This window comes from Pseudonocardia oroxyli (assembly GCF_900102195.1).
In the GTDB taxonomy this organism is placed as follows: Bacteria; Actinomycetota; Actinomycetes; order Mycobacteriales; family Pseudonocardiaceae; genus Pseudonocardia; species Pseudonocardia oroxyli.
On record NZ_FNBE01000020.1, the window covers coordinates 78589 to 91229 of the forward strand.

Here is a 12641-nt window from a genome sequence, read left to right on the forward strand (position 1 = left end):
CGTCCCGCCCACCGCGCCACCGCGCCACCGCGCCACCGCGCCACCGCGCGCCGTGCCCACCCGTGCCCTCCAGGAGGACCCCGTGACCGCTACACCGATCCCGCCCACCGCCGCCCGGCAGGTCGAGTTCATCTCGCTCTCGCACCTCAACCCGTCGACCGAGCTGGACCCGATCCCGACCCGCGGGATCGATCTCGCGTACTTCCGTCGATACGTCCGGACATTGGAGGAGGCGGGGTACGACTACACGCTGCTCCCGTACGGATCGTCGAGCGCGGACTCGTTCGTCGTCGCCTCCGCGGTCGGTCAGCTGACCGAGCGGCTCCGGCCGATCGTCGCGGTCCGGCCGAACACCGCCCTCCCGCAGGTGGTCGCCCAGCAGCTGGCGACGCTCGACCAGCTGACCGAGGGCCGCGCCGTGGTCCACCTGATCAGCGGCGGCAACGACGCCGAGCAGGCCCGGCACGGCGACTACCTGCCCAAGGCCCGCCGCTACGCCCGCACCAGCGAGTTCATCGACATCCTGCGCCGGTCATGGACGGAGACCCGGCCCTTCGACCACGCGGGCGAGTTCTTCCGGTTCGACGGGTTCGGTCCCGGCTTCCGACCCTACGGCGACACCATCCCGATCTCCATCGGCGGCCAGTCCGACGAGGCATTCCAGGTCGGTGGGCGGCAGGCGGACATCTTCAGCTTCTGGGGCGAGCCGCTGGCCGACCTGCGCGCCGAGATCGAGCGGGTGCACGCCATCGCGGACGCGGCGAACCGTCCGCGGCAGCGCATCTGGGTGACCTTCCGGCCGATCATCGACCGGACCGACGAGCTGGCCTGGCGCAAGGCCTACGACTACGCCGCGCGGATCGGCGCGACGTTCGAGGCGCAGACCTTCGGGCGACAGGCGCTCATGGGCAAGGGCACCCCGCAGAACCGCGGGTCCCAGCGCGCGCTCGAGTTCGCCTCCCGCTCCGAGGTCTACGACCGCGCGCTGTGGACGCGCACCGCCGCCGTCACCAACGCGGGCGGCGCGTCGACGGCACTGGTCGGCACCCCGGAGACCGTCGCGGCGGCGATCGTCGACTACATCGACGTCGGCGCGGACCTGGTGTCCATCCGCGGCTACGACACCCTCGCCGACGCCCGGGACTACGGGCGCCACGTCCTGCCGCTGGTCCGGCAGGAGCTGGCGCACCGGGCGGCGACCGGGCAGCGCGGCACCCTGCAGGCCGAGCACCCCGGCGCGCTGGCCCCGGGCTTCGACGCCGACGCGCTGGCCGGCGTCCGATGACGGCGACGCTCGCCCTGCCCGTGCCCGACCTGACCGATGCCGGTCTCGCCGCGGTCACCGCCGCGCTCGCGGCCACCGCCGAGGAGTACGACCGCTCCGGCGCGGTCCCGGTGGCGGGCATCGAGGCCGTCCACCGGGCCGGGCTGCTCACCGCCACCGTCGCGCAGCGCTACGGCGGGCCCGGGCTGGGCCCCGACGCCGCCGTGCGGATCCTGCTCGCCCTCGGCGAAGGCGACCCCTCCGTCGCGCTGCTGGTCGCGAACACCCTCAACACGCACCTCGGCCAGGCCGCCGCCGGACACTGGCCGGACGAGGTCTACGCGGAGCTGCTGCGCCACGACGGACCGGGACTGGTCAACGCGATCCGCGCGGAGCCCGAGCTCGGCGCCCCGGCGCGCGGCGGCCTGCCGAAGACCCGGGCGATCCGCGGGCCGCAGGGCTGGGTGCTGAACGGGCACAAGGCCTACGCCACCGGCGGCACCGCGCTCGCCTACCACGTGGTGTGGGCGGTGACCGACGACGACCGGGTGGGCCACTTCCTCGTCCGCGGCGACGCGCCGGGCATCAGCTGGATCGACACGTGGGACCACCTGGGCCTGCGCGCCTCCAACACCCACGACGTGGTCTACACCGACACCCCGGCCGAGGCGTTCGTGGAGATCCCGCGCGGTGCGGACGGCGTCTACCGCGACCCCGCCGCCGTGGCCGGGCCCGCGAGCTTCGGCCACCCCGCGCTCTACGTCGGCGTGGCCAGGGCGGCCCGCGCGGCCTTCGTCCGCTACGCCCGCGAGCGGGTCCCGGCCGCGCTCGGTCGCCCCATCGCCGAGACCGAGCGGATCCAGTCCGTGGCCGGGGAGATCGACGCGCAGGTCGCGCAGGCCGAAGCCCTGCTGGCCGCCGCCACGACGCACGTCCCCGAGCAGCTCTCGCTGCTCAAGATCCAGATCGCCCGGTCCGCGATCGCGGCGGTGCAGACCGCCGTCGGCGCGCTCGGCAACCCGGGGCTGACCCGCAACCTGCCCTTCGAACGGCACCTGCGGGACGTCCTGTGCGTCCGCGTGCATCCCCCGCAGGAGGACACCGCGCTGCTCGCGGCCGGTCGTCGCCTCCTGCTGAACCCCTGAACCACACCCCGTCCACACCAGAGGAACCCCACGATGTCCCGACCCACCCGTCGCCGATGGCTGACCGCCCTGCTCGCGGGCGCCACGCTCGCCCTCGCCGCCTGCTCCGGCTCGGCCGCCCCGGGTGGTGACGCCGCCGATGCGGGCCCGCCCGTGCGCGGCGGCACGCTCAAGGTCGCCTTCTTCCCGGACAACGCCGCCTTCTCCTGTGTCGACCCCTTCCAGACCTACTGGATCGAACACCGCTCGGTGATCCGCAACATCGCGGACTCGCTCACCGACCAGGACCCGCAGTCCGGAGAGATCAAGCCCTGGATCGCGCAGAGCTGGGAGGTCTCCCCGGACGGCCGCCAGTACACCTTCCACCTGCGCGACGGCGTCACCTTCTCCGACGGCACGCCCCTGGACGCGGCCGCGGTCAAGGCCAACTTCGACGGCTGGGCCGACACGGTCAAGCAGACCGGCGGTGCCGCGTACGGCGCGAGCTACATCCTCGGCTACGCCTCCTCCGAGGTCCTGGACCCCGCGACCGTGCGGGTGGACTTCGCCCAGCCCAACTCGTCGTTCCTGCAGGCCACATCGACCACGAACCTGGCCCTCGTCACGCCGGCGTCCTTCCAGAACACGCCCAAGGACCGGTGCCTCGGCAAGTTCACCGCGTCCGGCCAGTTCGTGCTCGACGACTATTCGCCGGGCAAGAGCCTGACCATCAGCCGCCGCCCGGGCTACGCGTGGGGCTCCGCGCTGTCGCAGAACACCGGTGAGGCGCACCTGGACAAGGTCGAGTTCACCTACGTGGCCGAGGACAGCGTGCGCACCGGCAACCTGGTGAGCAAGGCGATCGACATCGCCTGGCCGCGCAACCCGTTCACCGCCGAGGACCGGGCCCTGATCTCCCGCTCGGACGCCACCGTGCAGTCCCGCTCCCTGCCGGGTGTGTCCTACACGCAGTTCGCGAACGTCAGCGCGGGCCGTCCGCTGTCGGACCCGGCCGTGCGCGAGGCGCTCTACCAGGCCCTGGACCTGCCGACCTACGCGCAGACCGTGTACGGCGACGGCTACCCCGTCGTCGAGGGCGGGTACGACACCACCACGCCGTACTTCGCCTCGGTGGCGGGCAAGCTCAAGTACGATCCCGCCGCCGCGAAGGCCCGGCTCGACGCGGCCGGCTGGGCCGTGGGCCCGGACGGGTACCGGTACAAGAACGGGGCCGAGCTGACCCTGACCTACCCGCTCACCCAGTTCAGCGCGGGCGCCGAGCTGCTGCAGGACCAGCTCAAGCAGGTCGGCATCAACCTGGTGCTGGACACCGTGACCACCGCCGAGCTGCCCGCCAAGCTGGCCAACGGCGACTACGACATCACCCAGACCTATTTCACCCGGGCCGACCCCGGCGCGCTGCAGTTCATCCTCGACCCCGACCTGGCCAACTCCAAGGCGCTGGCCACCAACTCCATGACCCCGGACGTCCGGGCGCAGCTCAAGGCGCTCTTCGCCCGAGCGATCCAGACGACCGACCCGAACCAGACCGAGCAGGCCTACGCGGACCTGCAGAACCTGCTGATCGACCAGGGCATCACGTTCCCGCTGTTCGAGCGTGTGCAGTACGCCGGCGTGAGCAACGAGGTGCACGGGTTCGCGTTCACCTCCGAGAGCTTCCTCAAGCTGGCGGACGTCTGGAAGACGCAGTGACCGGGAGCGCGCTGACCCGCTATCTCGCCGGGCGGGTGGCGCAGGCCGTCGGTGTGCTGTGGGCGGCGTTCACCGTGACGTTCGTGGTGCTGTACCTGCTGCCCAGCGACCCGGTGGCGCTGCAGCTCGGGGCGGCCGGGATCGAGACGGACAAGCTGACCCCGGAGCAGCTGGCGCAGGTCGAGGCACAGTACGGGCTCGACCAGCCCGTGCTCGCCCAGTACTGGCACTACCTCACCGGCGCGCTGCACGGGGACTTCGGCACCTCGTTCGCCCAGGGCCTCCCGGTGTCGCAGCTGATCGGCGAGCGGGTGGGCACCACGCTCACCCTCAGCCTGGTCGCCGGGGCCCTGTCGCTCGTGGCCGGGACGACGCTGGCCTGGCTGGCGGCCTATGTGCGGTGGCGGCCGCTGCGGCTGTTCCTCAGCAGGCTGCCGTCGGTCGGGGCCTCGTTCCCGCAGTTCTTCATCGCGCTGCTGCTGATCCAGCTGCTGTCGTTCAGCCTGGCGTGGCTGCCCGCGACCGGGGACCGCGGCTGGCAGACGCTGGTGATGCCCGCGTTGACGATCGCCCTGCTCACCGGCTCCATGCTGGCGCAGGTGCTGATGCGCAGCTTCGACGACACGCTGCAGCAGCCCTACATCACCACGGCCCGGGCGACCGGGCTCTCCCGGGCCGCGGTGCAGCTGACCCACGCCTTCCGCAACGCCGCGTTGCCCGCCATGACCATCCTCGGCGTGCTCGTCGCGCAGACGGTCACCAGCGCGATCGTCGTCGAGACGGTGTTCACCCGTGACGGGGTGGGCAGGCTCGCGCAGCAGGCGGTGCTCGCCCAGGACGTGCCGGTGGTGCTCGGCGTGGTCACCCTCGCCGCCGCCGTGTTCGTGGCGGTCAACCTCGTCGTCGACCTGCTCTACCCGCTACTCGACCCGCGCATCGTCCACACGCCGAAGGTGAGCCGGTCATGACCCTCTCGCTGACCCGCGAGGACACCGCCCTCGCCCTCGAACCGCCGGACGACGAACCGGGGGGCAGGCGCGCCGCGCTGGCGGCGCGGCTGCGCACCCTCGCGCGCCGCCCCGGGTTCCTGCTGGCCTCGCTGTTCCTGCTGTTCGTGCTGGTCTCCGCCTTCGTGCCGCAGCTGTTCAGCGGCTACGACCCCTACGCCACCGCGCCGAAGGACCGGCTCCTGCCGCCGAGCCTCACGCACCCGTTCGGGACGGACGACATCGGCCGCGACCTGTGGTCGCGGATGCTCACCGGTTCGGGGCTCACCATCCGGGCCACGCTGGTCGCGCTGCTCATCGCCGTCGTGGTGGGTCTGGTGCTCGGGGTGGTGTCCGGCTTCTTCATGGGCCTGACCGACTCGGTGATCATGCGGTTCGCGGACGTGCTGCTGGCCGTGCCCGGGCTGCTGCTCGCGCTGGCGATCGTGACGGCGCTGGGTTTCGGGACCATCCCGGTGGCCGTGGCCGTCGGGGTGGGGATCGTGCCGGGGTTCGCCAGGACGACCCGGGCCGAGGTCCTGCGGGTGCGCACGCTGCCGTACGTGGAGGCCGCCCGCACCGGAGGGGCGTCCTGGCTGCGGATCCTGGTCCGCCACGTGCTCCCGAACTCCTGGGGCCCCGTCGCGGTGCTGGCCGTGCTGGACACCGGAGTGGCGATCATCGCCATCGCATCGCTGAGCTTCCTCGGGTTCGGCGCCGCCCCGCCCGCGGCCGAATGGGGCAGCCTGATCGCGGGCGGCCGCAACTTCATGATCACCGCACCGTGGGTGTCGCTGCTGCCGGGGCTGTTCGTGGCCGCGACCGTGCTGGCGCTCAACCACGTGTCCAAGACCCTGCAGGAGCCGGCGCGATGAGCGATCTGGTCACGGTCGAGGGACTCGAGATCGGCTACGCACGGCGGCGGCGGATCGTCCCCGCCGTGCGCGGCGTGGACCTCACGATCGCGCCGGGGGAGACCGTGGCGCTGGTCGGGGAGTCCGGCTCGGGCAAGACGACGATCGGCACCGCCCTGCTCGGGCTGCTGCCGGCGGCCGCCCGGATCACGGCGGGCACGCTCACCGTCGACGGCGTGGACGTGACCCGCGCGTCGGAGCGGGCGCTGCGCGCGCTGCGCGGGGCCGTCGTGGGCCTCGTGCCGCAGGACCCGATGGTCGGGCTCAACCCGACCATGCGGATCGGCGCCCAGGTCGCCGGGCCCGTCCGGCTGCGCGGGGTGCGTGGCCCGCAGGTGGACGTCGAGGTCGTCGAGTTCCTGGAACAGGCCGGTGTGGACGACCCGGTGCTGCGCGCCCGCCAGTACCCCCACCAGCTCTCCGGGGGGCTGCGCCAGCGGGTGCTCATCGCGATCGCATTGGCCGGGCGGCCTCGGCTGATCGTGGCCGACGAACCCACCAGTGCCCTGGACGTCACGGTGCAACGGCGGATCCTCGACCACCTCGAGGGGCTGGTTCGCGGGTCGGGCACCTCGCTGCTGATCATCACCCACGACCTGGCGGTGGCCGCGGACCGCAGCGACCGGGTGGTGGTGCTGGCAGGCGGCCGCGTGGTCGAGCGGGGCACGCCGCGGGACATCCTGGTGTCCCCGGCGCAGGACTACACACGGCGGCTCATCGCCGCCGCGCCCGGGCTGGCGCACGGCGGGCGGATCGTGCCGCGCCACGCCGCCGCCCCGGCGTCGGGTGAGCCGGTGCTCCAGCTGGTCGGAGCAGGCCGCCGGTACGCACTGCCCCGCGGCCACGGCAGCGGCACGCTCACCGCGCTCGAGGACCTGTCGCTGGAGCTGCGGCCCGGACGCACCCACGCGCTCGTCGGCGAGTCCGGGTCGGGCAAGACCACCGCCCTGCGGCTCGCGCTCGGGCTCGAACGTCCCGACACGGGACGGGTGCTGCTCGACGGCACGGACGTGACCGGGCTGGGCTGGCGGCAGACCCGCCCGCTGCGCCGCCAGGTCCAGCTGGTGCACCAGAACCCCTTCGCCTCGCTCGACCCCCGCTTCACGGTGGGACAGAGCGTGACCGAGCCGCTGGTGTCCTTCGGCATCGGCGACCGGCGGTCGCGCACCGCGCGGGCCCGCGAGCTGCTCGAGCAGGTGGCGCTGCCCGCGTCCTACCTCGACCGGCTGCCCGCGGAGCTCTCCGGTGGCCAGCGCCAACGCGTCGCGATCGCCAGGGCCCTGGCACCGGCGCCCCGGACCGTGCTGCTCGACGAGCCGGTCTCCGCCCTAGACGTGTCCGTGCAGAAGCAGATCCTGGCCCTGCTGGTGCAGCTGCAGGAGCAGCTCGGGCTGTCCTACCTGTTCGTGTCGCACGATCTCGCCGTCGTGGCGCAGATCGCGCACACCGTGTCCGTCCTGCGGCGCGGGCGGCTGGTGGAGGAGGGGCCCGTCGCGACGGTGTTCGGCGCGCCACGCGAGGACTACACCCGCGAGCTCATCGCGGCGATCCCGGGCCGTCGGGCGGAGTCGCGGGTCTGAGCGGACCGCGGCCACCCGGTCACGCGGCGGGTGCGGGCGGGGTTGCTACCGTGCGCGGATGCGCGTGCTGGTCACCGGGGGTGCCGGGTTCATCGGGTCGCACGTCGCGGACCTCCTGGTGGCGCAGAGCCACGAGCCCGTGGTGCTCGACGCCCTGTTGCCCCAGGCCCACGGCGCGCAGGCGCCGGAGTGGGTCGCGGACGGGTTCGTCCGCGGGTCGGTCGGCGATCCCGAGGTGCTGGCCCCGCTGTTGGCCGGGGTGGATGCGGTGTGCCACCAGGCGGCGATGGTCGGACACGGCGTCGACCCGTTCGACGCGCCGGACTACGCCCGGCAGAACGACGTCGGCACCGCCGTCCTGCTGGCGGAGATGTACCGGGCCGGGGTCGACCGCCTCGTCCTGGCCGGCTCGATGGTCGTCTACGGCGAGGGCCGCTACGACTGCGCCGAGCACGGCGTCGTCCGGCCCGGTCCGCGGGCGGTCGCGGACATCGAGGCGGGGATCTTCGAGCCGCGCTGCCCGCGGTGCGGCCGCGAGCTGGTCCCCGGCCTGGTGCCCGAGGACGCCCCGCTGGACCCGCGCAGCACCTACGCGGCTACCAAGCTGGCCCAGGAGCACCTGGCGAGCGCCTGGGCGCGCCAGACCGGGGGATCGGTGTGGTCGCTGCGCTACCACAACGTCTACGGGCCGCGGATGCCGTTCGGCACCCCCTACGCGGGGGTGGCCTCGATCTTCCGGTCCGCGCTGGAGCGCGGCGAGGCGCCGCGGGTCATGGAGGACGGACGGCAGCGGCGGGACTTCGTGCACGTCACGGACGTCGCGGCGGCGAACCTGGCCGCGTTGACCACCCCGGTCGAGGGCTTCGCGGCGGCGAACGTGTGCTCGGGCGAGCCGCACACCGTCGGGGACCTGGCCGTGGAGCTGGCCCGGGCGATGGACGGCCCCGAGCCGGAGATCGTCGGCGGGGCCCGGGCCGGGGACGTCCGGCACGTCGTGGCCGACCCGGCGCAGGCCCGCGCGCGGCTGGGTTTCCGGGCCCGGACGTCCTTCGCCGACGGGGTGCGGGCCTTCGCCACCGACCCGCTGCGCGCGCCCGTCGTGACCTGACGTCATCGATCGGTAAGCACCCGAGACCGATCCGACCGGCCCGCGGGCGCCGAAGATCAGGGTGTGCACCGTCCTGAGATCGTCCTCCCGTGCCTCGACGAGGCCGAGGCGCTGCCCGGGGTCCTCGCCGCACTGCCCGCGGGCTGGCCCGTCCTGGTCGTCGACAACGGCTCCACCGACGACACCGCCGCCGTCGCCGCGGCGCACGGCGCCCGCGTGGTGGTCGAGCCCCGCCGCGGCTACGGCGCGGCCGTCCACACCGGACTGGAGCATGCCCGCGAGCCGCTCGTCGCGTTCCTCGACGGCGACGGCTCGCTCGACGCGGACCTGCTCCCCGCGCTGGCCGACGCCGTGGCCACCGGGCGCGCCGACCTCGCCGTGGGCAGGCGGGTGCCCGAACCCGGCAGCTGGCCGTGGCACGCCCGGGCGGGCAACGCGCTGATCGCCGCCGAGCTGCGCCGCCGCGGCGTCCCGGTGCACGACATCGCCCCGATCCGGGTCGCCCGCCGGGAGGCGCTGCTCGGGTTGGGGATCGCCGACCGCGCCTTCGGCTACCCGCTCGAGCTGCTGTTGCGCGCCGGTGCCGCGGGATGGCGGATCGAGGAGCGGCCGGTGCGGTACTCCCGGCGCGGCGGGGGCCGGTCGAAGGTGTCCGGCTCGGTCACCGGCACGGCGCGGGCGGTGCGGGACATGGCGGGGCTGCTGCGATGACGGGCACGCTGATCGTGCTGGCCAAGGCGCCGGTGCCGGGCCGGGTGAAGACCCGGCTCTGCCCGCCCGCCACCCCCGCCCAGGCGGCCGACGTGGCCGCCGCCGCACTGCTCGACACCCTCGACGCCACGGCCGCGGTCCCGGGCTCCCGCACCCTCGTCGCCCTCGCCGGGTCGCTCGACGCGGACACCGCGCGGGTGGGGGAGCTCCGCGCCGCGCTGGGCCGGACCGGGCGGACGGCCCAACGCGGCACCGGGCTCGGCGCGCGCATCGTCGCCGCGCACGCGGACGCCGCCGCCCGCCACCCGGGGGAGCCGACGCTGCAGATCGGCATGGACACCCCGCAGGTGCACTCGTCGACACTCGCCGCCGCGTTCGCCGCGCTCGCCGACGTCGACGCGGTGCTCGGCCCGGCCCCCGACGGTGGGTGGTGGGCCCTGGGCCTGCGGGACCCCGGATCGGCGGGCCCGGTGGCCGACGTGCCGATGTCACGGGCCGACACCGGGGAGAACACCCTGGCCGCCCTACGGGCGGCCGGGCTGCGGGTAGCGCTGTTGCCCGAGCTGACCGACGTCGACACCGCCGAGGACGCGCTCGCCGTGGCGGCCACCGTGCCCGGATCGCGGTTCGCCGCGGCCGTCGACCGGGTCCCGGGATTCCGCCGGGCCCGGTCGTGACCGCGGGCGCCCCCGTCGCGGCCCCCTTCGACGCCGTCCTGACGGGCCTGGGCACCCGGCTGGTCCGCGACGACGGCGTGGTCCTCACCTGGGACCCCGCCCGGTGGCGGGCGGGTGCAGGCCCCGAGGACGACTGGCTGCTCGACCGCTGCACCGGCCCGACCGTCGATCTCGGCTGCGGTCCGGGCCGGATGGTCGCCGCCCTGGTCGGCCGGGGAGTGTCCGCGCTCGGGGTGGACAGCTCGTCGGTCGCGCTCGGCCTGTGTCGTCGCCGCGGCGTCCCGGTGGTCCACCGGGACGTGTTCGCGCGCCTGCCGGGGGAGGGCGGCTGGTCCCACGTCCTGCTGGCCGACGGGAACATCGGGATCGGCGGCGATCCGCTGCGCCTGCTCGCCCGGGCGGCGCGGCTGCTGCGCGGCGGGGGGACGGTGCTCGTGGAGACCGGCCCCGACCCCGACGAATGGTGGTGCGGCACCGCCCGGACCTGCGGGACCGAGGTCCCGTGGGCCTGTGTGGGGGCGGCGGCGCTGCGCCGCCGGGCGCCCGGGGCGGGGCTGCGGGTGGTCGCCGACTCACCGCCGGGGGAGCGCGGGTTCGTGGAGCTGCGGCGCCGGTGAACTCTCGGCCCGAGGGCGTGTCTCCCGATCCGCCGCCGGGCCCGGTGATCCACGGCGTGGCAGGCAAGGCAGCCGGCGGCGGGGTGGGCGCCGGAAGCGGTGGTGGCGGATCGGGAGACACGGCTCAGGCCTGGGCGACTCGCCGGGCCGGGGCGAGGTGGGGCAGCTCGATCTCGAAGACGCAGCCCGGCCCGTGGTTGCGCACGGTGATCGCGCCGCCGTGGGCCTCGACGAACGCGCGCGCGATCGCCAGCCCGAGGCCCGCGCCGGGACCCTGGCCCGGCGTGCGCGCCTGCTCGCCGCGGAACCCCACGGTGAACACCCGGTCCAGGTCGGCCTCGGGGATGCCCCCGCAGCCGTCCTGGATCCGCAGCCAGGCCCGCCCGTCGCGGACGCCCGCGGCCAGCTCGACCCGCCCGCCCGCGGGGGTGTGCCGCACGGCGTTGGTCAGCAGGTTGCGCACGGCCCGGGTCAGCTCGGAGTCGCTGCCGGACACGACCGGCCAGGCCTGCGGGTCCTCGGCCGCGATCACCACCCGCGCCGCCGCGGCGGCCGCGGACTCGGCGGCGACGGCGTCCGACACCACCTCGCCCAGCGCCAGCGGGCTGAGCGTCAGGTGCAGACCGGCGGACGTCGCGCGGGAGAGCTGGAAGAGGTCCTCGACCATGTCCGCCATCCGGTCGGCCTCGCGGCGGATGCGGGCGAGATACGCGGCCGCCTCCGGGCCGGTGACGATGCCGTCGGCGAGCGCATCGGTCATCCCGCGGATCCCCGCGAGCGGGGTGCGCAGGTCGTGGCTCATCCAGGCGACGAGCTCGCGGCGGGCCGCCTCGGCGTGGCGCACGGCCGCCAGCTCGGCCGCGTCCGCCTCGCGCTGCCAGAGCGCCTCGTGGGCGAACCGGCTGCCGAGCCACCACGCCACCGGCACGGTCGCCACCCCGACCACCGCGCACACCGCGATCGTGCCGACCAGCTGCGGGGTGTACATCAGGCCGCTCACCCCGACGACCCCGCCGAGTGCGGCGGCCAGCGGGACCAGCGCCAGGGCGACCATGGCGGCGGTCATCGAGCGGCGCCGCATCAGGTGCAGCACCACCCCGCCCACCACGGCGACCGGGAGCGCGAACAGCAGCGCCAGCGGAGCGGCGCGTAGCAGCTCGGCCGTCACGGCTCAGCCCTCCCGGTCGTAGCGGTAGCCGGTGCCCCAGATGGTCGCGATGCGGCGCGGCGCCGTCGGGTCCGCCTCGACCTTCTCGCGCAGCCTGCGGACGTGGACCGTCACCGTGGAGCGGTCCCCGAACTCCCAGCCCCACACCTGCGACAGCAGCTCCTCGCGGGTGAACGCCTGCCCGGGATGGGCCAGCAGGAACGCGAGCAGGTCGAACTCGCGGGTGGTGAGCGCGAGGGCGACGCCGTCGAGCGTGGCCTCCCGGCCCGCCGGATCGACCCGCAGCGCCCCGTCGGTGAGCACCGGGGATGCGGCGAGGGTGCCGGTGCGTCGCAGGATCGAGCCGATGCGCAGCACGAGCTCGCGCGGGCTGAAGGGCTTGGTCACGTAGTCGTCCGCGCCCAGCTCCAGGCCCAGGAGCCGGTCGTCCTCCTCGCCGAGCGCGGTCAGCATGACGATCGGCAGGTCACCCTCGGCGCGCAGCACCCGGCAGACCTCCAGTCCGCCGAGGCCGGGGAGCATGAGGTCGAGGACCACGACGTCCGGCGGCGACTCCCGCGCCGCCCGCAGGGCCGCGGGCCCGTCGCCGACCAGCGCGACCTCGTGGCCCGCCGCGCCGAGATAGCGGCCGACGACGTCGCGGACGGTCTCGTCGTCGTCGACCACCAGGACGTGTGCGCACACCCGGGTCACGCTAGCCCTGCGGCGGGCCCAGGGGAGCATCCGTCATCGTTCGGTAAGGCCGGCTCACGAGATCCTTACCGCTCGGCCGGATGGCC

At 74.9% G+C, this 12641-nt stretch carries 12 protein-coding genes; 10 read left to right on the top strand and 2 right to left on the bottom strand.

The genetic code is table 11. The annotated features are described in order from the left end of the window. Positions 1-82: 82 nt before the first annotated feature. The 10 genes from BLS43_RS25405 to BLS43_RS25450 all read left to right on the top strand — a co-directional run bounded on the left by BLS43_RS25405 (position 83) and on the right by BLS43_RS25450 (position 10694). Positions 83-1285 (top strand): LLM class flavin-dependent oxidoreductase, encoded by a 1203-nt coding sequence (locus BLS43_RS25405; protein WP_093089221.1) that lies wholly within the window; start codon positions 83-85, stop codon positions 1283-1285. Continuing rightward, a complete protein-coding gene (locus BLS43_RS25410) occupies positions 1282-2409 on the top strand; it encodes an acyl-CoA dehydrogenase family protein (RefSeq protein ID WP_093089222.1) in 1128 nt (375 codons plus the stop codon). Before BLS43_RS25405 ends, BLS43_RS25410 begins: the two co-directional genes overlap by 4 nt. 33 nt (positions 2410-2442) lie before the next feature. Further along, positions 2443-4101 (top strand): ABC transporter substrate-binding protein, encoded by a 1659-nt coding sequence (locus BLS43_RS25415; RefSeq protein ID WP_093089223.1) that lies wholly within the window; start codon positions 2443-2445, stop codon positions 4099-4101. After that, entirely contained in the window at positions 4098-5069 is a 972-nt protein-coding gene (locus BLS43_RS25420; RefSeq protein ID WP_245707806.1) for an ABC transporter permease, read from the top strand. The genes BLS43_RS25415 and BLS43_RS25420 overlap by 4 nt, the downstream gene beginning before the upstream one ends. After that, entirely contained in the window at positions 5066-5962 is an 897-nt protein-coding gene (locus tag BLS43_RS25425) for an ABC transporter permease (protein ID WP_093089224.1), read from the top strand. Before BLS43_RS25420 ends, BLS43_RS25425 begins: the two co-directional genes overlap by 4 nt. Further along, on the top strand, positions 5959-7581 hold the full coding sequence (locus tag BLS43_RS25430; protein ID WP_093089225.1) for a dipeptide ABC transporter ATP-binding protein: 1623 nt from the start codon (positions 5959-5961) through the stop codon (positions 7579-7581). Before BLS43_RS25425 ends, BLS43_RS25430 begins: the two co-directional genes overlap by 4 nt. Before the next feature lie 58 nt (positions 7582-7639). Then, positions 7640-8689 carry an NAD-dependent epimerase/dehydratase family protein gene (locus tag BLS43_RS25435; protein ID WP_093089226.1) on the top strand — a complete coding sequence of 350 codons (1050 nt, stop codon included), beginning with the start codon at positions 7640-7642 and terminating at the stop codon, positions 8687-8689. Between the two features lie 63 nt (positions 8690-8752). Beyond that, positions 8753-9400, top strand: coding sequence for a glycosyltransferase family 2 protein (locus BLS43_RS25440; protein ID WP_093089227.1), 648 nt, complete (start codon positions 8753-8755; stop codon positions 9398-9400). Beyond that, the gene (locus tag BLS43_RS25445; RefSeq protein WP_093089228.1) at positions 9397-10077 is read left to right on the top strand and encodes a TIGR04282 family arsenosugar biosynthesis glycosyltransferase; all 681 of its coding nucleotides are present in this window, start codon (positions 9397-9399) and stop codon (positions 10075-10077) included. Before BLS43_RS25440 ends, BLS43_RS25445 begins: the two co-directional genes overlap by 4 nt. Beyond that, positions 10074-10694 carry a methyltransferase domain-containing protein gene (locus BLS43_RS25450; protein WP_143030222.1) on the top strand — a complete coding sequence of 207 codons (621 nt, stop codon included), beginning with the start codon at positions 10074-10076 and terminating at the stop codon, positions 10692-10694. The genes BLS43_RS25445 and BLS43_RS25450 overlap by 4 nt, the downstream gene beginning before the upstream one ends. Positions 10695-10818: 124 nt before the next feature. Here BLS43_RS25450 and BLS43_RS25455 read toward each other — a convergent pair whose 3' ends face one another. Both BLS43_RS25455 and BLS43_RS25460 read right to left on the bottom strand, forming a co-directional pair. Then, positions 10819-11862 (bottom strand): sensor histidine kinase, encoded by a 1044-nt coding sequence (locus BLS43_RS25455; protein ID WP_093089229.1) that lies wholly within the window; start codon positions 11860-11862, stop codon positions 10819-10821. A 3-nt stretch (positions 11863-11865) separates the two neighbouring features. After that, complete coding sequence (locus BLS43_RS25460) at positions 11866-12546, bottom strand: response regulator transcription factor (protein ID WP_245707808.1); 681 nt, start codon at positions 12544-12546, stop codon at positions 11866-11868. Positions 12547-12641: the final 95 nt, after the last annotated feature.

Bases quoted from the DNA above. Each gene is read 5' to 3' on its own strand.
- BLS43_RS25410 (WP_093089222.1), top strand. From the start codon at position 1,282: ATGACGGCGACGCTCGCCCTGCCCGTGCCCGACCTGACCGATGCCGGT.
- BLS43_RS25415 (WP_093089223.1), top strand. From the start codon at position 2,443: ATGTCCCGACCCACCCGTCGCCGATGGCTGACCGCCCTGCTCGCGGGC.
- BLS43_RS25425 (WP_093089224.1), top strand. From the start codon at position 5,066: ATGACCCTCTCGCTGACCCGCGAGGACACCGCCCTCGCCCTCGAACCG.
- BLS43_RS25430 (WP_093089225.1), top strand. From the start codon at position 5,959: ATGAGCGATCTGGTCACGGTCGAGGGACTCGAGATCGGCTACGCACGG.
- BLS43_RS25435 (WP_093089226.1), top strand. From the start codon at position 7,640: ATGCGCGTGCTGGTCACCGGGGGTGCCGGGTTCATCGGGTCGCACGTC.
- BLS43_RS25445 (WP_093089228.1), top strand. From the start codon at position 9,397: ATGACGGGCACGCTGATCGTGCTGGCCAAGGCGCCGGTGCCGGGCCGG.